The organism is Megasphaera elsdenii DSM 20460 (assembly GCF_003010495.1).
GTDB lineage: Bacteria > Bacillota > Negativicutes > Veillonellales > Megasphaeraceae > Megasphaera > Megasphaera elsdenii.
Window position 1 is genome coordinate 742,501 of record NZ_CP027570.1, and the last position, 25,805, is coordinate 768,305.

Genomic DNA, 25,805 nt, shown 5'->3' on the forward strand with positions numbered 1-25,805 from the left:
GTTCGTAGTTCGTGGCTCGTAGCTCGTAAAAGCTCACCATCATTCCGAATAGGCCATGATCAAATATCACAGCGGGCCGCCCTAGCCGGGTCAGCCCCTACGCTGGCCCCGGTCGGGGCTTTTTTTACGAGCCGAGGGTTACTCGAGGCGATGTTGTCAGTTTGAGATGCCACTGTGCAACGGTATCCGTAGGGGGCGTCCTGTGAAGGCGGCCCGCCACGCGCCGAGGGCATCCCGAAGCGTCGTTGTCAGTTTGAGTCTGTCGCGGCGGAACGCCGCATCTGAGTCCGAGGCGGACTGCGGCCGGCAAACTGCGACTGGCACAAAAAAAGAGGCCCGCAGGCCTCTTTTTTTATTTAAACAATTTCGTCTGTTCTTTTTCGTCTTCATCGTTGCCTTCGATAGCAATGGTATCGAGTGCCGCTACTTTATCGTCGCCTTCCAGTTTCTGAATCTTGACGCCTGATGTATTGCGGCCTTTCTTGATGCCGATGCTTTCGATGTCCGTGCGGATGACGATACCATTCGATGTGATGAGCATCAGTTCCTGTCCTTCATGGACAACTTCGACGCCAACGATGTCGCCAGTCTTCGGCGTAATCTTGAAGTTCTTGATGCCTTTACCGCCGCGGAGCTGGACTTTATAGGCATCGATATTGTTGCGCTTGCCGAAGCCTTCTTCACTGACGGTCAGGACCTGGCAGTCCGGTTCAAGGACGTCAGCACCGATGACCATATCGCCTTCGGCCAGGGTAATGCCGCGGACGCCGCGGGTATTCCGGCCCATGGGACGGACGTCATTTTCATTGAAGCAGATAGCCATGCCCAATTTAGTCGCCAAGATAATCGTCTGGTCGCCGTTGGTCAGGCGTACCTTGGCCAAGTGGTCCCCTTCCATGAGGGAAATGGCGATGAGGCCATTGCGGCGGACGTTCTTAAATTCCTGGAGGAGCGTCTTCTTGACCAGGCCTTTTTCTGTAACCATGAACAGGTTCATCGACGGGTCGACCTGATCGAGGTCGATGAGGGCGTTGACTTTTTCACCATTGGACAAGGGCAGGATGTTGATGGCGGCAATACCCTTGGAATTACGGCTGTTGGCTTCCGGGATTTCATAGGCCTTCAAGCGATAGACGCGCCCGAAGTTGGTGAAGAACAGGACCGTATTCCATGCCGATGTATAGAGCAGATGGTTTACAGCATCTTCATCTTTCGTACCCATGCCCTTGATGCCGCGGCCGCCTTTGTTCTGTGTATGGTATACATTGGCGTTGATGCGCTTCATGTAACCCCGACGGGTCAGCGTGAGGACCATGCGTTCATTGGGGATCATATCTTCGATGGAGAAATCCGACGAATCGGCTACGATCTGTGTACGCCGTTCATCACCGAATTTCTTCTTGGCATCGAGGAGTTCCGTCTTTACGATTTCCATGACTTTGTGTTCATCAGCCAGGACGCTGCGCAAGTAGGCAATGCGTTTTTCCAGTTCCGCATATTCTTCTTCGATCTTTTCGCGTTCTAAGCCGGTCAGACGGCGCAGACGCATGTCGAGGATAGCCAGGGCCTGTTTTTCGCTGAGATTGAACTTGCTCATCAAAGACTGTTTTGCCGCATCGTCCGTAGCCGATTCGCGGATCGTCTTGATGACTTCGTCGATGTGGTCCAGGGCAATGAGCAGGCCTTCCAAGATATGAGCCCGTGCCAGGGCTTTATCGAGCTCGAACTTGCTACGGCGGGTGATGACGTCTTTCTGATGATCAAGATAGTAGTTCAGAATCTGTTTGAGCGTCAAGACGCGCGGATGGCCGTCGACGAGGGCCAGCATGATGACGCCGAACGTTTCCTGGAGCTGCGTGTGCTTGTACAGCTTGTTCAGGACGATATCCGGGTTGACATCGGCCCGCAGTTCGACGACGATGCGCATGCCCTTGCGGTCCGATTCATCGCGCAGGGCCGTAATGCCGTCGATTTCCTTATTGCGGGACAAGTCGGCAATGGACTCGATGACGCGCGCTTTATTGACCTGATACGGGATTTCCGTCACGACAATGCGGTGTTTCCCCTTGTTCATCGGTTCGATAGTCGCACAGGACCGCATCTTGATGCTGCCCCGGCCGGTCGAATAGGCTTTGATGATGCCGTCGCGGCCCATGATCTTAGCGCCCGTCGGGAAATCAGGCCCTTTGATTTTAGTCATGATTTCTTCCAGGCTGGCTTCGGGGTTGTCGATGAGCAGGACGCAGCCGTCGATGACTTCGCCTAAATTATGAGGCGGAATGTTTGTGGCCATGCCGACAGCAATCCCAGCCGAACCGTTGACCAGGAGGTTCGGGATCTTCGACGGCAGGACCGTCGGTTCCTGCAGGGAGCCATCGTAGTTGGGCATGAAATCGACCGTTTCCTTGTCGATATCTTCCAGCATTTCGCCGGTAATCTTAGCCATACGGACTTCGGTATAACGCATGGCAGCGGCCGAGTCGCCGTCAACAGAACCGAAGTTGCCGTGGCCATCGACCAAGGGATAGCGCGTTGAGAAATCCTGAGCCAGGCGGACGGTCGCATCATAGACGGAGCTGTCACCATGGGGGTGATACTTACCTAAAACTTCGCCGACAATACGAGCCGATTTTTTATAGGGCTTGTTCGGCGTCATGCCTGCTTCGTGCATAGCATAGAGAATACGCCGGTGAACCGGCTTCAGCCCATCGCGTACATCTGGCAGGGCACGAGTGATGATGACACTCATGGCATAGTCGATGTACGACGTCTGCATTTCACTTTCCAGACAAACCGGCACAATTTTATCTACTTGTTGTTCGTCCACAAATTTCACCTCATATACAAACTGAAAATAACTGCCGGCCAGCAAAGGACCCGCAGTCCGAATCGTTATCGTCATATGGCAGCCCGTAAAATGAACAAATGGGCGCATACGATTATATTATAACAAATATTTCCAGTTTTCTCTAGAGGGTAAAAATTAGTTCATGGTTTAGAGTTCAGAGTTTGTAGTTTGCAGTTCATCGTTCGTCGTTCATCGTAATGGCTTTTGAAATTTCGACCTACGATGAACGACCTACGACGAACAAGTATCCTGGAGAGACACTTGCCAGAATAATGGCGTATCCCCTACCGTTTATTGCTATATCTCCAGATTTTCATTTTTTCGGCTTCTTTGATCAGGTCTTCCCGGAAATCCGGATGGGCGATGCTGATGAGGCGTTCAGCCCGTTCCCAGGTCGAGGCACCCATGAGGTTGACGATGCCATATTCCGTAGCGACCCAGTTGACCTGGGAGCGCGGGTCCGTAACCGTCGTGCCCGCTGCCAGCGTCGGGATGATGCGCGATTCGTCGCGGCCGGTCTTCTTGTTGTGGAACGTCGACCGCAAGGCGATGATGCTCTTGCCGCCGCGGGACCGATAAGCGCCGTCGGTGAAGTCGAGCTGACCGCCACTGCCGCTGATTTGATGGGTCCCGGCCGATTCAGACGATACCTGGCCAAAGAGGTCGATGTCGATGCAGTTATTGATAGAAATGAAATTATCCATCTGGGAAATGACGAAAGGATCATTGATGACGTCTACCGGATAGGCTGCCAGGAAAGGATTGTCGTCCATCCAGTCATAGAGGTCCTGCGTCCCCAGGGCAAAGGCCCAGCTTACCTTATCACGGCAAAAGGCCTTGCGACGGTTCGTGAGCTGGCCGTGCTGATACATGAGGTAAAAGGCATCGACGAGCATTTCCGTATGGACGCCTAGGTCTTTCAGGTCCGATTCGGCCAAGAGGGCACCGATCGTGTTGGGCAGGCTGCCGATGCCGAGCTGCAGTGTCGCCCCGTCGGGAATCTGCTGAACAATGGTCTTGGCAATCTTGGCGTCGATGTCATCACCTGTCGTAAAGGGAATCGTCGCCAAGGGATGGTTGCCGTATTCGACGATTCCGTCGATATCGCTGATATGGATACATTCGCCGCGGCCGCCGAGAACACGGGGCATGGCTTCATTGACTTCGACGATGACCTTCTTGGCCTTCTTGGTGATAGCTTCCGTTGCCGAGACGGCCAGGCCGAAATTGAAGAAGCCGTGTTTATCCATGGGGCCGACGGTAATCAAGGCCACGTCGACGTCAAGGAGGTCGCGGTACATGGACGGCTTGTTGCGGTAGCACATGGGGATGAAATTCATCTGGCCGAGGGCGCATTTTTTCCGGTCATAGCCGCTCATATGCCAGTTCATAGCCGTAAAGGCCTTGCGTTCCGGGTCCTGTTCGATGATTTGCCGCGGCGCTACGGAAAGACACATGCGGACCTTGACATCTTGCAGTTCATCCCGTCGGGCTGCCAGGGCCTGGTCGAGGAGAATCGGCTGAGTCGTGCCCATACCGTAATCGACCCAATCCCCGGATTTAACGACTTTCACTGCTTCTTCCGGCGTCATCAGTTTCTGTTTGTACATATCTGTCCATTGGGACATAAAAATCACCCTTTCGTCTGATTTGTTTTTAGTACGACGTTTTACGTTTACTTATATCCTTATTATACGACGCCAGAAGCGCCCTGGCAAGGCGTTTGGGTAAACACGTGTATGCTGTTTGAGCATATGCCTGTAGGGTCTCGTGGTTCGTGGTTCATGGCTAGAAAAAAGAGCCGTCCAAAGGGACGGCCCTTAACTAGCCACGAGCCACGAACTGCTAGCCACTAGTCTTATTCACTTTGTCTTTTTTCGATGATTTCATCCATGATTTTCTTCGGTACTTCTTCATAGTCGAAAAATTCCATGTTGAACGTGCCTTTGCCCTGGGTCATGGAGCGCAGGACGGTGACGTAATCTTTCATTTCTGCCAGAGGGACCTGGGCTTTAACGACGATGATGCCTTTGCGGTTGCGATGATGTTCCATACCGAGGATGCGGCCACGGCGGCTGCTGAAGTCGCCCATGACATCACCCATGTAATCTTCCGGGATGACGACGTCGACGTTGTAAATCGGTTCCAAGAGGATCGGTTTAGCTTCCGGTACGGCTTTCTTGAGGGCCTGGGCGGCAGCGACTTTGAAGGCCATTTCCGACGAGTCGACGGGGTGATAAGAGCCATCGGTCAACGTGACTTTGACGTTGATCATGGGGAAGCCGGCGATGAGGCCTTTTTCCAAGGTTTCGCGGACGCCTTTTTCAACAGCCGGGATGTACTGTTTCGGCACGGCACCGCCAAAAATCTTATCGACGAATTCAAAGGGTTCGCCCGTCGTCAGCGGTTCGATATCCAAGAAGACATGGCCGAACTGACCGTGACCGCCGCTCTGTTTCTTATGTTTACCTTCAGCTGTCGCCTTGCTCTTGATGGTTTCACGATACGGGATGTAGACGTCTTCCTGTTTCGCTTTGACACCGTATTTCCGTTCAATCTTAGTCAGGATATGATCGAGGTGGACGTCGCCCATGCAACGGACGAGGAGCTGTTTGCCTTCCGTACTCTTTTCTACTTGGCACGTCGGATCTTCTTCGCTGACCTTCAGGAGAGCGTTCATCAATTTTTCTTCTTCGCCCTTCTTTTCCGGGACCAGGGCTACCGTGTGCAGTGGGTTCGGGAAGCGGATGGGGTCATAAATGACGGGGAAATCGGGAGCGGCAAAGGTATCGCCGGTCCGGGCACTCGGTAATTTCGGCAGGACGACGATGTCCCCGGCAATGGCAGCCGGAACGGGGATCTGTTCCTTGCCGACCAGGGTCAAGACTTTGCCCATCTTTTCTTCTTTGCCCTGGGACATATTATACAATTTATCTCCTTCTTTGAGTTCGCCCGAGAAAATGCGGACATAGCTCAATTTGCCGGCAAAGGGATCGACAAGGGTCTTGAAGACGAAAGCCGTGAACGGCTTGTTGGGATAGACCAGGACCGGTTCGCCCGTCTTCTTATCCGTGCCCATCATGACTTTCTGCGAAGCGTCGGGCATGTAGGTGATGATACGGCGCAGGAGTTCGGCCGTACCGATATGGTTGATGGCACTGCCGCACATGAGCGGGCAGACACGGCCCGTAAGCATGCCCTGGCGCAGGCCTTTGCGCAGTTCTTCGATAGTCAGTTCATCGCCGTTGAGGTATTTTTCCAGCAATTCATCATCGCCTTCGGCAGCGGCTTCCATGCACATTTCGCGGACTTCGCGGGCTTTGGCCATATATTCCGGCGGAACCTTGATTTCCGAGCATTCGCCATTGTTCCATTCCCAGGCTACCATCTTGCAGACGTCGATGATGCCCCGGAAATCCTTGCCTTCGCCGATAGGGATCTGAAGGGGCATGATGGATTTGCCGAAGACCGAACGCAGTTTTTCCAGGCAGCCGAAGAAATCGGCATGTTCCGCATCCATCTTGTTGACATAAACCATGCGCGGCAATTTCAATTCAACGCCGTAGTCCCAGGCCCGTTCCGTATCCATTTCGACGCCCGATTCAGCCGAAACGACGAGCAGGATGCCGTCGCTGGCACGCAGGGCGGCGCGGACTTCGCCGCAGAATTCGGAGTACCCCGGCGTATCGAGGAAATTCAGCTTATAGCCTTCCCATTCGCAAGGCGCAATGCCAAGCTGGATGGTGACGTTTCTCTTAATTTCTTCCGGTTCATAGTCCATAATATGCTTGTTGTCTTTACCGACGCCAACGGCATCGACAGCACCGCAGGCAAGCAGTAATGATTCAACAACAGCCGTTTTGCCGGCGCCATCATGCGAAAGTACAGCAACGTTGCGAATTTTATCACTTGTGTATTCTTTCATAAAACAATCGCCTCCTATGGAATCTCAGTTAATATTATATATTCGAGATGAAGGGGGCAGATTCCTTTTTTAAGTTGCACTTTTTCAAAAATAATTATGCTTTTTCTTTCATTTTGGCCAGAACTAAGGAAACCATCAGTTCGACGCCTACAGGCAGGCAAGCTTCATCGACGGCAAAATGAGTATTGTGCAAAGGATAGACCGTATCACCAGGCTTGGTCGCACCGAGCCAGAAGAAGGCACCGTCGAATTTCTGCAGATATCCGGAAAAGTCTTCGGCCGTCATGGCCGGTTCGTCGACGTCTGCCAAGATGCCCGGGCCAAAGCAGTCCTTAGCCACACCGGCGACAAAAGCGGCCTGCTGGGGCGTGTTGCGGACAGCGGCATAACCCCGTTCATAATCGAGGCGGCTGACCGTCCCGTACATGGCATCGATTCCCTTCAGCGTATCCTGCAGATGGGCTTCGACAGCATCCTGGGCTTCGGCGTGGTACGTCCGGCAGGTCCCTTCGATTTCGACGGTATCGGCGACGACATTGTAGCGCGTGCCGCCAGTAATCCTGCCAAAGGTCAGGACAGCCGGATAAAGGGGATTGACGCGGCGGCTGATGATAGTCTGGGCCGCTGTCAGGAACTGGGCCGCAGCGACGATGGTGTCGACGCCTTTATGGGGCATGGCGGCATGGCTGGCCTTACCATTGAGGACGATGCGGATATGATCCGAAGCAGCCATCATCGGGCCGGGCAGGACGCCGATTTTGCCACTGGGCAGGGCCGGCCAGACGTGGAGGCCGTAAACGGCATCGACGCCGTCGAGGACGCCGGACGCAACCAGCCCCTTGGCGCCGCCGACAGGCGATTTTTCTTCGGCTGGCTGGCAGATGAAGACGACCGTACCGGGAATATCGTCTTTCACCTGGCTCAGAACCTTAGCGGCACCGAGGAGGATGCTCATGTGGCCGTCATGGCCGCAGGCGTGCATCTTGCCGGGGAAATTGGACGCAAAGGGCAGGCCCGTTTCTTCCGTCATGGGCAGGGCGTCCATATCGGCCCGCAAAGCGATGACCGGTCCCGGCTTTCCGCCTTTGAGCGTCCCCAGGACAGCCGTCGTACCGGCAACATATTCCTGTACATCGATTCCGAAAGACCGCAGCTTGGCTGCCATAAAAGCAGCCGTTTCCACTTCTTCGCCAGATAATTCCGGATTTTCATGGATATGACGGCGCATGGCACAAATATCAGGCACAGCCTGCTTCACTAAGTCTTTGATAATCATTTTATCGATCATGGCAAACCCTCCATGTATGAATTATTATTTATAAAATATGGCTAATAATACCACATAACATGAGAAAATACAACTGCTTCACTAGTCTTTTACAAGAGCTGGTACAGCCCTGATAAGTGCGTTATAATAAGGATGCAAGTTCATAATTCATCCATTTTAAAAGGGAGGCTTATGCATGAAAGCATTTGATACAGAAAACAGCGTCTGGGCCCGCTTCTCACCGGAACAGCGCGGCCAGATGGAAACTTACAGCGTCCACTACCGCCAGTTTTTGGACACAGCCCGGACAGAACGGCTGGCCAATAAGGAAATCATCCGCCAGGCTGAAAACGCCGGATTCCGGCCCTTGGCTGACTTCACCAGCCTGAAAGCCGGCGACAAGGTCTACTGGGACCAGAAAGGGAAATCGGTCATCTTAGCCGTCATCGGCTCTGACCCCATCGAAAAGGGGCTGAAAATCGTCGGCTCCCATATCGACTGCCCGCGGCTGGACGTCAAGGCCATGCCCGTTGTCGAAAAGAACAAAATCGTCTACTTCAAGACCCATTATTACGGCGGCTTGCTGAAATACCAGTGGGTCTGCCTGCCCTTGTCCCTGATTGGCGTCGTCTATAAAGCCGATGGCAGCCGCATCGACGTCTCCATCGGCGAAGACCAGGGCGATCCTGTCCTGTTCATCAACGACCTCCTGCCTCACCTGGGCAAGGACCAGGCTGCTAAGAAACTCTCTGAAGCCATCAGCGGCGAAATGCTCATGCCCCTGGCCGGCACGAACGGCGAAGGAGAAAAGACGAAACCGGCTATTCTGACCTTGTTAAAGGACAAATACGGTATTGAAGAAGAAGATTTCACCAGTGCCGAACTGGAAATCATCCCGGCCGTCAAGAGCCGCGACGTCGGCCTGGACCGGTCGATGATCATGTCCCACGGCCATGACGACCGCGTCTGCTCTTACGCCAACCTAGCCGCCATCCTCGATGCCGAACCAGGGGAAAAGACGCAAGTCGCCCTCTTTGCCGATAAAGAAGAAATCGGTTCCGTCGGCAACACCGGCGTCCACTCGTCGTATTTTCCGGACTTCATTGCCGAACTCTTGTCCCTCCAGGGTCGTGACCAAGAAATCTGGCTGCGCCGGACCCTGCGCAACAGCGAAGTCCTGTCGGCCGACGTCTGCGCCGCCTTCGACCCGGTCTTTGCCGATGCCTATGAAGAACAGAACTCGGCCAAACTCGGCTACGGCATCTGCCTGTGCAAATACACCGGTGCCCGCGGCAAGGCCGGCAGCAACGACGCCAACGCCGAATTTATGGCCAAGATCCGCCGCATCTTCAACGAAAAAGAAGTTCCCTGGCAGGTCGGGGAACTGGGTAAAGTCGACCAAGGTGGCGGTGGCACCATCGCCTACATCATGGCCGACTGGGGCTGCGACGTCGTCGACTGCGGCGTAGCCATGCACAGCATGCACGCTCCTTTAGAAATCGTCGCCAAAGCCGATGCCTACAGTGGCTACCTGGCCTATAAAGCCTTTTTTGAAAGTAAGTGAGAAAAAGGCGCTGTCGCAGGAAGACAGCGCCTTTTTAGTGATTAGGGTTTAGTGGCTAGTGGTTAGTGAATGGCTTTAAATTTAAAGGTTTTCTCTGTAAACTACAAAGGCTGTACTGCTGTACTGTAAACTGGCCTGGAAATCACACATATCCCGGAACGGGCTCGCCACGTGCGAGTCCCTACAGCGTAATTCTGGAACCGGGGTGTGCTTAATGGCATTCACTTTCACGAAGCCCCTTGATTGTCTGGTAAAGGCCGTACACGTAGAGGGCGACGGCTACCCAGGCGAAGCAGAAGGTCAGGCGCAAGGGCGGCGTGATAGTTTCACCGCTCAAGAGGCCGATGACCAGGGTGATGCTCGGCGAGAGGTACATGAGCATACCGCCCGTCGTTATGGGGACCCCTTTGACACCGGCCGAAAAGAGCATCATAGGAACGGCGGTGACGACGCCCGTCGCCGGCAGGAGCAGCCATTGCCAACCCTGGAAGGTTCCTATGGCACCCAGGCCATGCCCTTCGCTAAAGGCGATGAAAAGCAGGGATAAGGGTACCATGGAAAAGGATTCGATGAAGACCGAAACCTGGCTGTCCAGGCGGACTTTCTTTTTCAACATGCTGTACGTCGCCCAGGTCAGGCAGATGAGGAACGACAACCAGGGAACGACACCGTACAGACAGAAGGCCAGGACCAGGCCGGCTCCGGCGACGACGACGGACAGTTTCTGGATAGGCCGCAGCCGTTCATGGAAGAGAAGGCCGCCGAAAAAGACGAGGACGATAGGATTGATGAAATAGGCCAGGCTGGCCTGGAGAATGAAGCCCTGTGTCGTCGCGTAAATATAAGACCCCCAGTTCAGGGTAATGAAGATACAGGCCCCAGCAATATACGGCCATTGCCAGCGCTCCTGCCGGACCCCTTTCAGGTCGGGCAGGAGCTTTTTCTGTATGATGAGGAAAAAGCAGAAGACCGACGCCCAGACAATGCGCGAGGCCAGCGTGTACAGCGGCGGCAGCTGCCGCAACAGCAGCCAGAAGGCCGGCAGTACGCCCCAGATGGCCTGACTTAGAATGAAATAGATATAACAAATTTTGCTCCCGTCCATAAGATATCTCCTTTGACTGATTCAGCTTATTGTTACTACTATCATGCAATAGGCCTTTTTGTTTGTCAATAACGAGGATGATGTCCCTGGCGGGAGCTCGGCTAGTCTTACGCAATGTGGTGGGAGCCGTATTTTTTGAGTACGAGTTCGGTCAAATACTGGGCCGTCGCTTCGACGCCGAGAAAGCTGCTGTTGATGAGCAGGTCCGTATGGTGGAAGTCGCCTGGCAGATAACCGGCATAACGAACCTGGTAGGCGTCGCGGGCCCGGTCGACGTTGCGCATCATTTCCTTGGCCGTCCGTTCGTCCATCTTGAGCCGTTCAACGCAGTTCTTGAGGCGTTCTTTATAGGGTGCATAGATAAAGATGCGCAGCAAGTGCTTGGAACATTTCAAGATAGAATCGGAACAGCGGCCGACGATGATGCACGACTTGGCATCGGCTAGGTTCAAGATGATTTTCTTTTCTACCTGGAAGAGCTCGTCCTGTTTCCGCGTTTCGTCGTGCCCTAAGGGAAAGCACATGCGCCAGAAGCGGTTGGGTTTGGCCGATTCTTCCAGATCGCTAGCAATGGACAAGGACATATTCATCTTTTTCGCCGCCGCTTCGATGAGGTCCCGGTCATAGAACTCGACGTTCAGGGCTTCGGCCATTTCTTTGGCAATGGGCCGGCCCATACTGCCAAACTGACGGTTAATGGTGATGATGAATTTTTCCATCGTACTCCCTCCTTTACGACAAGAAACGGCTCAAGAAGTTGCGGGCTCGTTCCGTCTTGGGATGGCTGAAGAATTCAGCCGGCGTCGTATCTTCCTGGACAATGCTGTCGGCCATGAAGACGATGCGGTCCGACACGTCGCGGGCAAAAGCCATTTCATGGGTCACGATGACCATAGACATGCCATTGTGGGCCAAGTCGCGCATGACATCGAGAACGCCGCCGACGAGTTCCGGGTCCAAGGCCGATGTCGGTTCATCGAAAAGAATCATCTTAGGGTTCATGGCCAGGGCGCGGGCAATGGCGACGCGCTGCTGCTGGCCGCCGGAGAGCATATCCGGCATCTTTTCGGCCTTGTCGGCCATGTCGACTTTTTTGAGCATTTCCATGGCAATATCGTGGGCGTCGGCTTTTTTCATGTGTTTGACGCTCTGCAGGGCCAGCATGACGTTGCCGACGACGTTGCGCAGGGGAAAGAGGTTGAAATGCTGGAAGACCATGGTCACTTCTTCGCGCATCTTACGGATGTCGTAGCCAGGCTGAAGGATGCTCTGGCCATTATATTTGATGTCGCCTCCAGTCGGCGATTCCAACAGATTCAGACAGCGCAAGAAAGTGCTCTTCCCGGCACCGGAGGGTCCGAGGATACAGGTAACTTCATCATCCAGGGACAGGCTGATATCATTTAGGACCAGGTTATCACCATACTGTTTCTTCAAATGTTCAATTCTCATCATTTTACATCAGCTCCCATCTTCTGTTCGCAAATATTGACAGCGACTGTCAGCAGCGAAATCAAGACTAAGTAGAACACGGCCAGGACCGTATAGCTTTCGACGAATTCAAAGTTCGACGACGCGTACTGACCAGCTTGATAGGTCATTTCGGCGACACCGATGACGGTCAGGATAGACGTATCCTTTACGGTAATGATGAACTGGTTGCCCAGTGCCGGCAACATAGTCCGGAAAGCCATGGGCAGGATCAGTTTCATGACAATCTGGAATTTCGTCATTCCCAAAGACATCCCTGCTTCCCACTGGCCTTTAGGCACTTCCAGGATAGCGCCGCGGACGATTTCTGAAATGTAAGCCCCGGCATTAAGGGAAACACAGAGAATGCCTGCCGCTTCATGAGATAAATGGAGGCCAAAGAGTTTCGGCATGACGAAATAGATGTACAAAGCCTGGACCAAGATTGGCGTGCTGCGGATGATCCAGACATAAAAGGCGCTGATGCTCTTGAGGATGCGTATATTGCGGGCCCGGGAAAAACCCGTAGCCAAGCCGATGAAATAGCCGATGATGATACTCGTCACGGAAATGACGACGGTCCAGAACAGACCTTTCATAATGACACCGATGATGATGTCCAAGTGTTCCCAGTTAAACATAGCCTTCCCTCCTTAAAGGAATACCCCTTATAGCAAGAAGTCCGGCAAAAGTACGACTCTTGCCGGGCCACTGCGGTATGACTGATGACCTTAGACGTTCAGCCATTTATCTTCTAATTTCTTGATTGTCCCGTCTTCCTGCAATTCCTTCAAAGCTTTGTCGAATTCGGCTTTATACGGGCTGTCCTTTGGCAGGGCGAAACCATCGGGAATTTTCGCCGTTTCTTCCCCTAAGAGGGTCAGGCCGCTTTCGGGATGTTTCTTCAAATAGTAGACGGCATTCGGTTTATCCTGCATAAGGGCATCGGCCTTCCCCTGTTCAACCTCCATGAAGGCTGCCGAAATGGACGGGAAGACGACGATTTCCGAGTCCCTGCAGTGTTCCGTTACGTACTTATGAGAAGCTGTCCCTTTTTCGACGGCGATTTTCTTACCTTTCAGCTGATCGACAGACGTAAGGTTTTCATCTTTGCGGACGATGAACTGCAATCCTGCGTTTTCATAAGGTTCGGTGAAGTCCATCTTTTTCTTGCGGTCTTCGGTAATGCAGACCTGGCCCATGCCGATATCATATTCGCCATTGGCGACGGCCATGAACATGTTGTCGTATTCTGTCGGCGTGACTTTATACGTAAAGCCCAGTTTCTTGGACATGGCGTCGAGCAAGTCCAAGTCGTAACCGACGAGCTTGCTGTTTTCATCTTTGAAAGCAAAAGGCGCATAGATCCCGGTCGCTACTTTCAATTCTTTCCCTTTCAGGCTAGCCTTATCACCGCTGCCACTTCCCCCGCCACAGCCAGCTAAGACAGATATGGATACGACGGCACTCAAGCCGGCTAAGATTGCTTTTTTTACTTTACTGTTCATCATCATAATCAGGCACCCCTCTTCGTATGTATGACTGGAATCTATCATTCAGGTCTCGCGACCGGAACGTTGGAATCAGGCTTGAATCTGGAAACCATGGCGGAACGGGTCCGTCTCATCGAGGACCAGGCAGTTGATGCCCGTAATATAGGCACTGCCCGTAATCTGTGGAATAGCCGCAGCCATGCCGCCGACTTTGGCATCCTCTACGATGCGGGCTTTGAACAAGGTCCCCATGATACTCTCATAAACGAAAAGTTCATTTTTCTTCAATTTTCCCCGCAAGTACAGCGACGCCACTTTTGCGCTGGTACCGGTCCCGCAGGGGCTGCGGTCAATCTGGTAGTTGCCGAAGACGACGGCATTCTTCATGGTCGCTTCGGGCCGGTCGGCCTTGCCATAAAATTCGACTAAGTCGACGCTGTGGATGTCCAGTTCCGGATGGGCTACGACTTCCTGAGCATTGACAGAATGGAGGATGTTCATTCCCGTATCGATGATGGTCCGGATATTGTCCGGCGCTAAGCGCATCCCCAAGGCATCGGCGTCGACGAGGGCGAAGAAGCTGCCGCCGAAGGCGATGTCCAGGGCGACATGGCCTAAGCCATCGACGGGAACGGTGACACCTGTCCGATATAAGAAGCAGGGCACGTTGGTAATGGTCACTTCTACGGCCCGGCCAGCTTCGACTTTAACATGGGCTTTGATGAGACCTGACGGCGCATCGAGGCAGATATCCGTATACGGTTCGTGGACAGGTATCATCTGTTCATTGACCAGTACCGTCGCGACGCCGATGGAGCCGTGACCGCACATGTTCAGATAACCGCCGCTGTCCATGAAGATAACGCCGACGTCGGCTTCTTCGTGGACTGGCGTCATGAGGATGGCACCGAACATATTCGTATGGCCCCGGGGCTCTAGTAAGATTGCCTGACGGTACGTATCGTAGTGTTTGGCGATGTACTGTTTCTTTTCCATCATCGTTTTGCCTGGTGCATGAGGAAATCCATTGACGACGATGCGCGTCGGTTCTCCCATGGTATGCGAATCGATGACCAGGATTTTTTCGTCGCCCCGCAATTTTTCCATCAAGCGTTCCTGATTAGCATGCCACATCGAATCCCCCCTTCCACTCTTATATTTTTATTACACATTATGGCGATATTCATAGGGAAGAACTTTCAGACCATTATAACTCGGGCAATCGCGGACCCATTCCAGGGATTCCTTGAGGATGGCCGTCTGCATGGGGATATTATTCGGTTCGCCGGCATTGGATCCGATAGGTACGTGCGGCGCTGTAATGCGCGGAGCTCCTTGCTGACGGGCAATAGGCGGTAAGGCGGCGATGACGCAGCAGCTCATGCCTTCAGCTTCGCAGCAGCGGGTGACGATGGTTGCCGAACGGTGGCAGGTCCCGCAGCCGCCGGTGCAAAGGACGACATCGACGCCCTGGGCTTTCAGCTTCTTGGCGATTTCCGGACCCGTTTCGTTGCGGAATTTTTCGACGTTGCCGCCGCCGCCCATGAAAGTATACGTTTCTTTCGGAAGGGATCCGATGAAGCCTTCAGCAACCAATTCGTGCAGGCGGTCGATGGGGAACATGGCGTTGACGTCCTTATTAATATCGGAGTTATCGAAGCCGCCGTGGGTAACCATCAGGTTCGACGATGGCGTATCGAAGGGGATGACGCGATACGTAAAATCCCCAGATGTATTGAACGGCGTCTGGTCTTTTTTATGGATGCCGCCAGCCGTAATGAAGGCGACTTTACATTCACTCAGTGGTTTCTTTAATTCAGTAAATACCGGTTTCGGTGTAACGGGAACGAAGATTTCCGAGCGCATCCCTTCTACAGTCGTTAAATTCATAACTACCCCTCCTATAGTTCATCTACAGCCGCCATGGGGCTGATGTAAAATTCAGTATATTCTCCCTCTTTTAGGGTCACATCGGTAAAGACCCAACGCCGCGGTACGGCAATGGTAGCCAAACCGCCGAGGCAGTCGGCTTTGATGGCCGTATCATTGACTTCGCTGAGGACGCCGCCGGCCAAGACCGGTGTGAATTCCCGGTCTATCTGGAGCGGCGCATAATCGTAATCGAGCGGGGCCTTTACGATTTGCATATAACTAAAATAAAATCGGAATTTCCGGCCTTCCCGAGGCTGATGAAGGAACAAAGACGGTGCTGCGTGGATCACACCGAGTCTCCCCCGCAGGTTGAGCGCCACATCGTCAGCACCCGCCTTGGTCACAGTCCCTTCCATGAGTACCGGGTTGATCTGATAGTCGAGTTTTGCCATCAGTGGAGCGTCCCTTTATCGAGGAGAACTGTTTCCGGGAGACCGAGGAGTTTATTGTTAGCGTTTATAACGGCGTTATCCCATTTTTTCGGTGCTGCCGCAATGGGGACGCCGGCCATCTTATTCTTGAGCATCTGGATAGCCCGGGCTGCTACTTCTTTCGTGACGCACGAGCAGCCGGCGACGTCGTTTTCAAAACCGCCTTGGTCCATATTTTCTTCGACCATGGCATCGGCATAGGGATTGCCAACGACGAGCTGTCCCTGGTAGGCGCAGAAGGAAACGCCCACGACGGGGATTCCCCGCTTGCCAGCCTGGCCGATATGCTGGATGAAGTCGATATGGTTGTTGCCAAAACCTTCCGTCGTAATGATGCAACCGTCGATGTCCAGGCTTTCCAAAAGCGAACCTAAGCGGTCAGAAACCCAGAGCTTTTCGTCATTGACCTGAGGGGATCCGACGAAGACGACGCCGATAAGGTCCAGTTCATCATCCTTAGCCAGGCCTTCGACCAAGGGTTCGCGGATATAATGGCGGGTCATTTCTTTCGTAGCCGGTCCAATGCAGGTCAAAGCGTGGATGGAACCGTCGCGGACCTGGTTCGGCGTCAAGACGATGGGCACGTTGCCGAGGTCGACGTTTTTCTGGCCGCCCATGACGCCGCACGGTTCATTCGGGCAGAGAACATTGTCATGCATAGCCCCTTGGCCCATGATTTCCTTGACCAAGACGACGCGGGGATTGCCTTTCCGGCGCAGGTCTTCGCAAACTTCTTCACGGACGACTTCACCGTCGTATTTCTTCAATTCGTTGCGGACGGCCTGAATGATGTAGTCTTCGCATTTATGAGCGGCAAAAGGTCCCGGACGGGTCATGCCGGTAAGCCGTTTGATGACGGCATGGCAGCGGATGATGATGTCCCCTTCATCGGCACAGCCAGGATGGCCAAAATACATCTTTTCATCGAGGAACCCTTCAGACGATCCGAATTCGTGAATCTGGACGCCATCTTCATCGACGCCAGTGAGCATGAATACGACGCCGTCAGCCACTTTAGTGACGCCTTCACCGAGTTCGCCTTCGACTTTCGTCGCAATAGGCGCGACGTCCATGATGGTGTCCGTATAGACGTGGCGTTTATCAGGATAAATAACATCGAGGCTCATGCTGACGCAGAGCGGGTCTTCTTTGACGGCCTTGTCAACGATGGATCCATCGATAAAAATCTTGCCGTCTTTGATGGCCGTATGGTCGCTGATTTCGACATCTGTAATCTTGATGTGCTTCTTGAGCAGTGTGCGGATGACTTTCTTTTCGCCTCTGCCCGTTTCTGCTGCCGGCAGGACACCGGACGCGCCTAAGACGGTCCCTGCCGGGATATCCAGGCTCAGGCCTTCCAGTTTATCGATTTTCAGATGAATCGTCCCGGACGGTGCGGCTTCCGGAGCAGCTGCTTTGGCCGGAGCTGCGGTCGGTACCGTTTCAACAGGCTTAGCCGACTTAGGATTGACTTTATCCAAGACGTCTTTGGTAATCGGCGTCAAGGCTTCTACGTCTTTCTGGAGCGTACTGCCCAAGACTTCTTCGATAGTCAAGCCGTCATCGCTCAAGGTGAGCAGGCCGGCATCGACCATATCGTCAAACAGCGTCGGATCTTCCAGGTCATCGGCTCCGATGACTGTCCCCTTAGCCCGGCGGCAGCAGAAAACAGCAGGATCCGTAAGGTGTTTCTGTAAGGTATCTTTCGTAATAGACATACAATCACTCCCCCTGTGTAGTATGAATTACGCCTTGATGCGGCGGATTAATTTATGATGGACAGCCCGCAGGGCACCATCGGTACAATGGTAGACCGGCAAATGGAGCTGTGGCGCACAGGCCATGACCGTATTGGTACAGTCCGTGCAGTTGCTGATGAGCAGGGCCTGGGCCCCTTCTTTCTTCAAGGTCATGACCCGTTGGACTTGTCCCGGGCAATGGCCGGGATTATCGCATTTGCGGACGCCTGGCTTGACTTCGTGAGCCTGTTTGCAGAAGGCGACGCCGGCGACGGCAGAACCCATGGACGCTGCCATTTCCCGTAGCCGTTTTTCATCGGCGCCGCAGGCACAGACGAGAAGCCCTATTTTTTCAGGTCCTGGCAAAAACGTTTCTGCCGCAATGATGCCGCCTGTCGTCTTGACGATAGGCGCATCCAGCGTCGTCCGCTTGCCCATGAACGGGCCTCCCATGATGAGCTCGCCATATTCCTTTCCCAAGCCGCCGGCCCGTTCCAAGACATCGCTGACAGCCATGCCCAAGGGCATATCATGGAAAATCTGGACTTCCGGGCCATTCAACTTGCCCGCTACGGTCAAGTCTTTGTCGATGAGCGGTTTCTTAGCATCGATGGCTTCGGCCATGCGCTGGAGCGTTTCCACATTGATGATGACGGCTCCGGCTTTCGACGGCAGGCTGCCGGCATCGAGGAGCGTCCCTAGGACTTCCCGGACGACGGCCCGTTCTTCCCCAACAGGATAGATATTGGGCAAAAAATGAAGGGCCAGGCGGTCATCATCAGCAATAGCTTGCTGTAAAGCCCGGACGGCGTCACCATGGATGGCTTTGATGGCGATGACACCTTTATCGGCATGGACGAGGTCCATAGCCAGCTGCAAGCCGCGTATCATCGGACGGCAATCTTTTTCCAAGGCGTCGATATTATGGTTCAGGATGGGTTCACACTCTGAAGCATTGGCAATGACGACACCGCCATGAGAAAAAGGAACGGCCAGTTTCTGATACGTCGGGAATCCGGCGCCGCCCAAGCCGACGATTCCGGCCTGACGGATACACTCCAACGGCGCCTGTGCCGTAAGGGGCACGTAGTCTTTCGGCTGGACGTCGTCAGCTCGAACGATGACGGCATTCCCCGTCACTTCCAGGACCATCCCGGATACACTCGTATATATCGGGCTTCCTAATCCTTCCCCAGCCTCAGCGATGCATTGGCCACGCTGTACCCTGTCTCCAGGCTGGACCACCGGGACCGATGGGGCACCGATGTGCTGCGAAAAAGGAAAAACAAAGGGTCTCACGTCCGTCCACCTCCTAGGATCATGATGCTTAGATTCTTTCTTCGCTTGATGTCCTCAAGCATGGCCTTAGTATAGTCTCCAGACAGGTTGAAAAAAACAGGAAAACTTGAAATTTTCATGAATTCACCTTATTCGCCTTATTTTTTATCGATAAATTCTGTGTTACAATAATAAAAGCAGGCTTATTTCTGGAGGAGTGAATAAAAAAGCTGCCCGATAGAGGGGGAATGATACATGATCGTAGAAACTTACCCGATTGCATTGAAGAAATTCATGAAATTCACGAAAACAAAATCTGTGACCCTGGCAGAACGCATCGGTTACGATGTATCCTATATCAGTAAGTGGATCAACGGAGCCAAGCTGCCATCGTCACGGGCTATAGAACGCGTCAATGAAGATGCGGCTGCACTCTTTGCTGAAACGATTGAAAAACTCGATCGCCGCGAAGACTGCTGCCGCTATTTTTCTTTTCCCGACACGACAGAAGACCTGACCTTCGCCATCAGCGACTATCTAAGCCGGGCATACCGCACGTCGCTCCAAAACGGACGCACTGAAAAAAGCAAGAAATCCTGGCCTGTCCGCATCGTCACGAGCCATCAGAAAGCCGCCCACTTCTTAAAAGATTTATTCCGAAAAAAAATCCCTACCCTGACGGGCAAGGAAGAATTAGTCATTTATGGAGAATTCTTTGATTTCTATGACGATGGCTTTTGGTCTTACCTCGACGTGCCGTCCCACTATAAACGCCTGCGCATCCGCATCGGTCTGGACAAGGAAAAACTGCGCCGCCATCCTAAATACGTGACCCGACTCTACGCCGTCCTCAATCGCTTCATGGATGCAGAATTCACTTTTTACGACTTCTCTGCCCTGAGCGACGCCAACCTCATCATCCTCAAGGACCAGTTCGTCATCCAGTATTCGCTTCAAAGCCACCGGGGGATGATGATGTGTTCCTATATCGATGATCCAGCCGTCGTTCACGACATTTACGAGCGCTTTGGCGTCCACCATACACCGAAACTCCTCACGCATATCCAGAGCCCTTGGAACGACGACTACGGCTACCGCACGTCCTTCTATGAAACGTCGCGGTTCTGCTTCTTCCTGACCAACGGCATCGAATACCTCCTGCCACAGGAAGTATTCGACCGGCTTATTTCCGAATCGTCGGCCGACCGAGCCGGCAATATCGAGCGGCTATGCATTACCTGGGAAGAAATCATCGCCAAAGCCCGCGTATCGCTCATCGTGCCGACGCCCTCCTTCATGCGCTATCTGGAAACGGGACACATCGACTTGACCGACGTCCAGTATACCTTGACGCCAAGCGAACGGATTGAACATTTGAAGGTCATCGCCCGGACGCTGACCCAGAGCCAGTGCATCACCTTGTCGACGATGCACTTGTCGCCGGCCTTCCTGTCCTACAAAGAAGCCAACCTGTCCTTTTATTCCAACTACCGCATGAGCTTCTTCAAAAAGAATACCCTGGCCATGAACAGCCAGGCCGACCCGTTCTACATCATCGTCGACAAAGAGTTGGATAAGATGGTCCTGGACTACTTCGACAGCATGACAAAGGCGTCATACTGCCAGCCTTGCAACGGTCCGGAACTGGAAAGCAAAATCAGGATCTACCAACACATGCTGGAAAAAATCACCAGTTTAGCTGGCGCATAGAAAAAGAGGCTGTCGCATGAAGACAGCCTCTTTTTGCGTTGTAGGGCGGGCTTACCACGTGCAAGCCCCTACGGACTACAACCTATTATTTACATGGAAATCTTGCTGGTCTTGGTCCAGATGCCCATCTTTTCTGCATCTTTGATGAGTTCTTCACGGAAGTCCGGATGAGCGATGTTGATCAAGGCTTCGGCGCGTTCCCACGTCGATTTGCCTTTCAGCAGGGCTGTACCGTATTCGGTGACGATGTAGTGGACAGCCGAACGCGGCGTCGTGATGACCGTGCCAGCCGGGAGGGTCGGTTTGATCAGGGATTCGACATGGCCATCCTTGAATTTACGCGTCGAATGGACGCAGATGAAGCTCTTGCCGCCGTTGGATGCGAAAGCGCCCTGGGCGAAGTCGAGCTGGCCGCCGGTTCCGCTAATCTGCTGATAGCCAGCCGTTTCAGCGTTGACCTGGCCATAGAGGTCAAGGTCGATGCAGCCGTTGATGGAGATGAATTTATCGATGCTGGCAACGACGCCGACGTTGTTGACGTAGCTTACCGGCGCATTGAAGACGATCTGGTTATCGTTGATGAAATCATAGAGGCGCTGTGTACCACCGGCAAAAGCATAAATGATTTTACCTTTATCGCGGTTCTTGTTGCCCGTAATCTTGCCGGCTTCATAGAGGTCGACATAGGAATCGACGAGCATTTCCGTATGACCGCTCAAATCTTTGACATCCGATTCAGCCAGTTTGCGGCCGACAGCCGACGGGATACCGCCGATACCGAGCTGAAGCGTACTGCCGTCTTCAATCATGGGGATGATGTAATCGGCGATTTTGTCGTCGACCGGCGTACCTGCCCGGTTGGGGATCTGCGGCATAGGATGATTCGAACCTTCGACGACATAGTCAACGTCGCAGAGGTTCAGTTCCGTTTCATAGCCCAGGGCTTTCGGCATGTTCTGGTTGACTTCGAGAATGATCGTCTTAGCTGCACGGATCAAGCCGCGAAGGTCCGAAGCCTGAGGCCCGAGATTGAAGTTGCCCCACTGGTCCATAGGATGAACCTGGATGATGAGTTTATCGATGTTTTCCCAATACTTCGGCAATTCGTTGAAGAGAATAGGAATGAACCAGCAGCGGCCATCTTTGGACATCTTGCGTTCAAACCCGTTCATATGAGCCGTTGCGAAGCGGATTTGTTCGTTCGAATCACTATTCAGATAAGCTGCATACGGTTCGTCTTTGACGACAGTCGTAGCGACGATTTCAACGCCGTGCAGGTCTTTAGCCCGCTTACCGATTTCGATATCGATATCATACGGAGCAGCGCAGCCGAGGCCATAAGAAACGCGGTCGCCATCTTTGACGAGGGCTGCCGCCTGTTCAGCCGTAATCAATTTTTTCTTATACTCTTCAGGGATTTGTGAAAGTTTGTACATTCTAAAGTCTCCTCCTTCATGACTTTGCAATAGTAGTATGAGATAACCTTACATATAGTATAAAACTTTCCTGCGACAACTGCAACGACATTTTGTGAAAAATATTACAAAATCTGGAGGTAGAACGTCTAAAAAAGCTTTTGTTTTATGGTACAATTATATTATTGTCACTTTGACGAATCCACAATAAAGGAAGATTTATCTCATGTATCAGTCACAAGCAAAGGGCACGATACTGCTGCTCATTACAGCCCTCATCTGGGGGGCGGCCTTTGTCGCTCAGAGCGTCGGCATGGACTATATCGGCCCTTTTACTTTCAGCGCCGCCCGCGATGTCATCGCCATCGTCGTCCTCATCCCGGTCATCCTGCTGTTTACCGATAAAAGGGCAGATGGGACGTATCCGCCAATTTTGCACCAGTTGAAGCCGGATCGCATCACCCTCATAGGCGGGGCCTGGTGCGGCCTGGTCCTGGGCGCCGCCGATACGCTGCAGCAGGTCGGTATCTCCATGACGACAGCTGGGAAAGCCGGGTTCATCACGGCCCTGTATATCATTCTCGTCCCCCTCCTGGGCCGCTTCATGGGCCGCAAGGTCTCGCGGATCATCGTAATCTGCGTCGCCCTGGCCATTGCCGGCTTTTACCTCTTATGCATCAACGGCGATTTCCAAGTTTCTTTCGGCGACTTCCTGGTCCTCTGCTGTGCCGTCTTCTTCGCCCTGCACATCCTGGTCATCGACCATTTTCTCTTGAAAAAAGCCAACAGCATCAAGTTGTCCTGGGTCCAGTTCGCCACGGCCTTTCTCTTTTCCGGCACCCTGACAGTCCTCTTCGAGCAGCCCGACTGGTCCGCCCTGTGGGCTGCCAAATGGCCCCTTCTCTACGCCGGCGGCCTGTCCAGCGGCGTCGCCTACACCTTGCAAATCGTTGGCCAGAAATATACCGAACCGACAACGGCGACCCTCATCATGAGCCTGGAATCAGTTTTTGCCGCCTTAGCAGGCTGGCTTATCCTGGGAGAAGTCATGACAGCCAAAGAATTGACCGGCTGCGTCCTCGTCTTCGCCGCCGTCATCTTAGCGCAGATTCCCTTGCCGCACATCTCTTTCCGACAGAAGAATCATAACCACCAGTAAAACTGGTGGTTTGCTCAGGCCCTATAAGGGCCTAACTCCCGTGGTAGCACTCTAAAGAGTGCACCGAATAAAAGTCTGGCAATCACACTTTTATTACAGGCTGCCCCCTACTCGGGGGCTTTTTTTTGCCTACTTTTTCCTGCTACCCGTAAACGGGTCTACGTATTCCTTGAAATCTAATGTATCCATTTCAATATCTTCTTGTAATTGATTGCGAATATACTCCTTAATAGCTCCTTCATATTTTCCCACTGTATCCACTTAATAACCTCGGCACCAAAAATGTCGATTCCCATATTTATATTTCAGGTTTGCATGGCGGTCAAAAATCATCAGGCTACTTTTATACTCTTTAAAATATCCCATGAATTGAGATACGCTAAGATGCGGTGGAATAGCCACTAAAATATGAATATGATCCGGGCAGCATTCTCCTTCAATTAACTCAACCTGCTTTCGATTACAAAGTGACCTTAATATCTTTCCTATATCTTCTTTTATTTGTCCATAAATAATTTGTCTACGGTACTTAGGCGCAAATACAATATGATACTTGCATCGCCATTTGCTATGTGATAAACTTTTTACGTCATTCATTGACATGAACCTCTCTTCTGAATAATGTAGTGGTTGCCAGACCATCTACATTGTATCATGAGAGGTTCTTTTTTTACTTTAAGAAATTTTACTTACCCCCAGTTGAACTGGGGGTTTAATCATGCCTATTCGGCGCCAAAAAAATCCCTGAAAAAGGAACCATTGTTCCTTTTCCAGGGAAGAAGGGTGGGCATTTATCTAAGCGCAAAGCATGATTTACTTGCAGTAAGCAACTACTTCTACCTCTACATCGCCATTCATGGGGAGTTTGCCGATTTCCACACAAGACCGGGCAGGCAGCGTTTTCTTAAAGAAACTGGCATATACGGCATTAACAGCACCAAAATCATTCATATTAGGAAATGCACCTACATTTGCCAGATTCCAATAGGGAATCATGACAGCTCCCAATACGGCTATAACGATTAATTTCGTCAGTACCATACCGGTCGATACTTTAACCTGATTCTGCAAGAAGTCTCCCGCCTCTTTAGGCGGTGAGATGAATTGCAGGTTTTTCTGAGGGCTCGATGCCATCAGAAAAACAATAGCTTCACAAGTTGATTTGCAGTATAATCAGTAGTAAGAGTGAAAGTATATAGAAAGTCAAGGCAGGTGATGATAGTGAATAAGGCATACCGATACAGAATCTATCCGACAACGGCACAGAAAATGATGTTTGCCAAGACCTTTGGGTGTGTCCGATTCATCTACAACAAGATGCTGAGTGACCGCATTGACTATTATAAGGAAACCGGCCAAAAGCTGAATAACACGCCTGCGCAGTACAAGGAAGAATTCCCTTGGCTAAAGGAAGTCGATAGTTTAGCCCTTGCCAATGCCCAACTGAATCTGAACAAGGCATACAGCCACTTTTGGAATGACAGCCAGCATTTCGGCAAGCCGCGCTTCAAGTCAAAGAAAAATAGTCGCGCTTCGTATTCTACGAACAACCAGAAGGGTTCTGTCCGAATCGAGGACCATAAGGTGAAACTGCCAAAAGTCGGCTGGGTGAAATTATGCCAGCATCGCCCCTTGCCAGAGAACAGTATCATAAAGACCGTAACCATCAGCAAGACGCCATCAGGAAAGTACTATATCAGTATGCTGGTGGAGTATGAAAACCAAGTACTCCCTGTCATACCGAAGACCTTCCTTGGCTTGGATTTTGCGATGCACGGCTTGTATGTGGCTTCCGATGAGGAGGATGCTAAATATCCAGATTTCCTGCGGAAGGCAGAGAAAAGACTGGCTAAGGCGCAGCGGAAGCTATCCAAAAAGCAAAAAGGAAGTCACAACAGGGAAAAGCAAAGACTGCGCGTAGCTATTCTTCATGAGAAAGTGGCCAATCAACGCCGGGATTTCCTGCACAAGAAGGCCCGCTACCTTGCAGACCGCTATGATGCCATTGGTATTGAGGATATCAGCGTCAAAGCGATGGCAAAGCGGAAAAAGGGTGGCAAGTTCAGCTTTGGCAAATCCGTAGCGGACAATGGCTGGAATATGTTCACGAACATGCTGGAATATAAGCTGGCTTGGCAAGGCAAACAGCTTATCAAGATAGACAAGTGGTATCCGAGCAGCCAGCTGTGCCATATTTGCGGATATCAGAACCACGAAACCAAGGAATTGTCTGTAAGGGAATGGAATTGCCCGAAATGTGGAAGTCACCATAATCGCGATAAAAACGCAGCCATCAATATCCGAGAAGAAGCCAGGCGAATATCAGCCTGACGTAATCCATAAAATACCGTGGGTCGCACGGGAATCTACGCCTGTGGAGAGAGTGTAAGACGCCGCAACTCTTTGGAGTCAGTGGCGCTGTTCTCGTTGAAGCAGGAAGCTCCCGCCTCTATAGGCGGGAGTACGTTC

19 protein-coding genes and 2 pseudogenes are annotated in these 25,805 nt (G+C 52.3%); 4 read left to right on the forward strand and 17 right to left on the reverse strand.

The annotated features are described in order from the left end of the window. Window positions 1-352: 352 nt before the first annotated feature. The 4 genes from gyrA to C6362_RS03550 form a co-directional block, all read right to left on the reverse strand. Window positions 353-2,827 carry a DNA gyrase subunit A gene (gyrA, locus tag C6362_RS03535; RefSeq protein ID WP_014015382.1) on the reverse strand — a complete coding sequence of 825 codons (2,475 nt, stop codon included), beginning with the start codon at window positions 2,825-2,827 and terminating at the stop codon, window positions 353-355. A 305-nt stretch (window positions 2,828-3,132) separates the two neighbouring features. Beyond that, the gene (locus tag C6362_RS03540; RefSeq protein ID WP_014015383.1) at window positions 3,133-4,476 is read right to left on the reverse strand and encodes an acetyl-CoA hydrolase/transferase family protein; all 1,344 of its coding nucleotides are present in this window, start codon (window positions 4,474-4,476) and stop codon (window positions 3,133-3,135) included. 230 nt (window positions 4,477-4,706) lie between these two features. After that, window positions 4,707-6,773 carry an elongation factor G gene (gene fusA / locus C6362_RS03545; protein WP_014015384.1) on the reverse strand — a complete coding sequence of 689 codons (2,067 nt, stop codon included), beginning with the start codon at window positions 6,771-6,773 and terminating at the stop codon, window positions 4,707-4,709. A gap of 94 nt (window positions 6,774-6,867) precedes the next feature. Next, window positions 6,868-8,061 (reverse strand): M20 metallopeptidase family protein, encoded by a 1,194-nt coding sequence (locus tag C6362_RS03550; protein ID WP_014015385.1) that lies wholly within the window; start codon window positions 8,059-8,061, stop codon window positions 6,868-6,870. Window positions 8,062-8,236: 175 nt separating this feature from the next. Here C6362_RS03550 and C6362_RS03555 point away from each other — a divergent pair, with 175 nt between their 5' ends. Continuing rightward, the gene (locus C6362_RS03555) at window positions 8,237-9,604 is read left to right on the forward strand and encodes an aminopeptidase (RefSeq protein ID WP_014015386.1); all 1,368 of its coding nucleotides are present in this window, start codon (window positions 8,237-8,239) and stop codon (window positions 9,602-9,604) included. Window positions 9,605-9,815: 211 nt separating this feature from the next. On the opposite strand, the gene rarD is transcribed toward C6362_RS03555, so the two are convergent. From rarD to prdC, 10 genes and pseudogenes are all read right to left on the reverse strand, one after another. Beyond that, window positions 9,816-10,709, reverse strand: a complete 894-nt coding sequence (rarD, locus tag C6362_RS03560) for an EamA family transporter RarD (protein WP_014015387.1) — start codon at window positions 10,707-10,709, stop codon at window positions 9,816-9,818. Between the two features lie 107 nt (window positions 10,710-10,816). Beyond that, window positions 10,817-11,428, reverse strand: a complete 612-nt coding sequence (locus tag C6362_RS03565) for a cytidylate kinase-like family protein (protein ID WP_014015388.1) — start codon at window positions 11,426-11,428, stop codon at window positions 10,817-10,819. A 13-nt stretch (window positions 11,429-11,441) separates the two neighbouring features. Continuing rightward, window positions 11,442-12,164, reverse strand: a complete 723-nt coding sequence (locus C6362_RS03570) for an amino acid ABC transporter ATP-binding protein (protein ID WP_014015389.1) — start codon at window positions 12,162-12,164, stop codon at window positions 11,442-11,444. Next, window positions 12,161-12,820, reverse strand: a complete 660-nt coding sequence (locus C6362_RS03575; RefSeq protein WP_014015390.1) for an amino acid ABC transporter permease — start codon at window positions 12,818-12,820, stop codon at window positions 12,161-12,163. Before C6362_RS03575 ends, C6362_RS03570 begins: the two co-directional genes overlap by 4 nt. A 90-nt stretch (window positions 12,821-12,910) precedes the next feature. After that, entirely contained in the window at window positions 12,911-13,693 is a 783-nt protein-coding gene (locus C6362_RS03580; protein WP_014015391.1) for an ABC transporter substrate-binding protein, read from the reverse strand. Window positions 13,694-13,762: 69 nt separating this feature from the next. Further along, window positions 13,763-14,806, reverse strand: coding sequence for a proline racemase family protein (locus C6362_RS03585; RefSeq protein ID WP_014015392.1), 1,044 nt, complete (start codon window positions 14,804-14,806; stop codon window positions 13,763-13,765). A 30-nt stretch (window positions 14,807-14,836) separates the two neighbouring features. Further along, complete coding sequence (prdB, locus tag C6362_RS03590) at window positions 14,837-15,562, reverse strand: D-proline reductase (dithiol) protein PrdB (protein WP_014015393.1); 726 nt, start codon at window positions 15,560-15,562, stop codon at window positions 14,837-14,839. Window positions 15,563-15,573: 11 nt separating this feature from the next. Continuing rightward, on the reverse strand, window positions 15,574-15,996 hold the full coding sequence (locus tag C6362_RS03595) for a CBO2463/CBO2479 domain-containing protein (protein ID WP_014015394.1): 423 nt from the start codon (window positions 15,994-15,996) through the stop codon (window positions 15,574-15,576). Beyond that, window positions 15,996-17,753, reverse strand: a complete 1,758-nt coding sequence (gene prdA / locus C6362_RS03600; protein ID WP_014015395.1) for a D-proline reductase (dithiol) proprotein PrdA — start codon at window positions 17,751-17,753, stop codon at window positions 15,996-15,998. The genes C6362_RS03595 and prdA overlap by 1 nt, the downstream gene beginning before the upstream one ends. A 27-nt stretch (window positions 17,754-17,780) precedes the next feature. Continuing rightward, window positions 17,781-19,106: pseudogene (gene prdC, locus C6362_RS03605) on the reverse strand (proline reductase-associated electron transfer protein PrdC); the annotation flags it as partial. Between the two features lie 201 nt (window positions 19,107-19,307). On the opposite strand from prdC, the gene C6362_RS03610 reads away from it, so the two are divergent. Next, a complete protein-coding gene (locus tag C6362_RS03610) occupies window positions 19,308-20,762 on the forward strand; it encodes a helix-turn-helix domain-containing protein (RefSeq protein WP_014015397.1) in 1,455 nt (484 codons plus the stop codon). A gap of 89 nt (window positions 20,763-20,851) precedes the next feature. Here the strand turns inward: C6362_RS03610 and C6362_RS03615 are convergent, their stop codons facing one another. Further along, complete coding sequence (locus C6362_RS03615; RefSeq protein ID WP_014015398.1) at window positions 20,852-22,198, reverse strand: acetyl-CoA hydrolase/transferase family protein; 1,347 nt, start codon at window positions 22,196-22,198, stop codon at window positions 20,852-20,854. Window positions 22,199-22,403: 205 nt separating this feature from the next. Here C6362_RS03615 and C6362_RS03620 point away from each other — a divergent pair, with 205 nt between their 5' ends. After that, the gene (locus C6362_RS03620) at window positions 22,404-23,336 is read left to right on the forward strand and encodes a DMT family transporter (protein WP_014015399.1); all 933 of its coding nucleotides are present in this window, start codon (window positions 22,404-22,406) and stop codon (window positions 23,334-23,336) included. A 129-nt stretch (window positions 23,337-23,465) separates the two neighbouring features. Here C6362_RS03620 and tnpA read toward each other — a convergent pair. Further along, window positions 23,466-23,933, reverse strand: a pseudogene (tnpA, locus tag C6362_RS03625) (IS200/IS605 family transposase). Between the two features lie 216 nt (window positions 23,934-24,149). After that, window positions 24,150-24,407 carry a Rid family hydrolase gene (locus C6362_RS12080; RefSeq protein WP_014015400.1) on the reverse strand — a complete coding sequence of 86 codons (258 nt, stop codon included), beginning with the start codon at window positions 24,405-24,407 and terminating at the stop codon, window positions 24,150-24,152. A 144-nt stretch (window positions 24,408-24,551) separates the two neighbouring features. On the opposite strand from C6362_RS12080, the gene C6362_RS03635 reads away from it, so the two are divergent. Next, complete coding sequence (locus C6362_RS03635; protein WP_014015401.1) at window positions 24,552-25,667, forward strand: RNA-guided endonuclease TnpB family protein; 1,116 nt, start codon at window positions 24,552-24,554, stop codon at window positions 25,665-25,667. Window positions 25,668-25,805 lie beyond the last annotated feature (138 nt).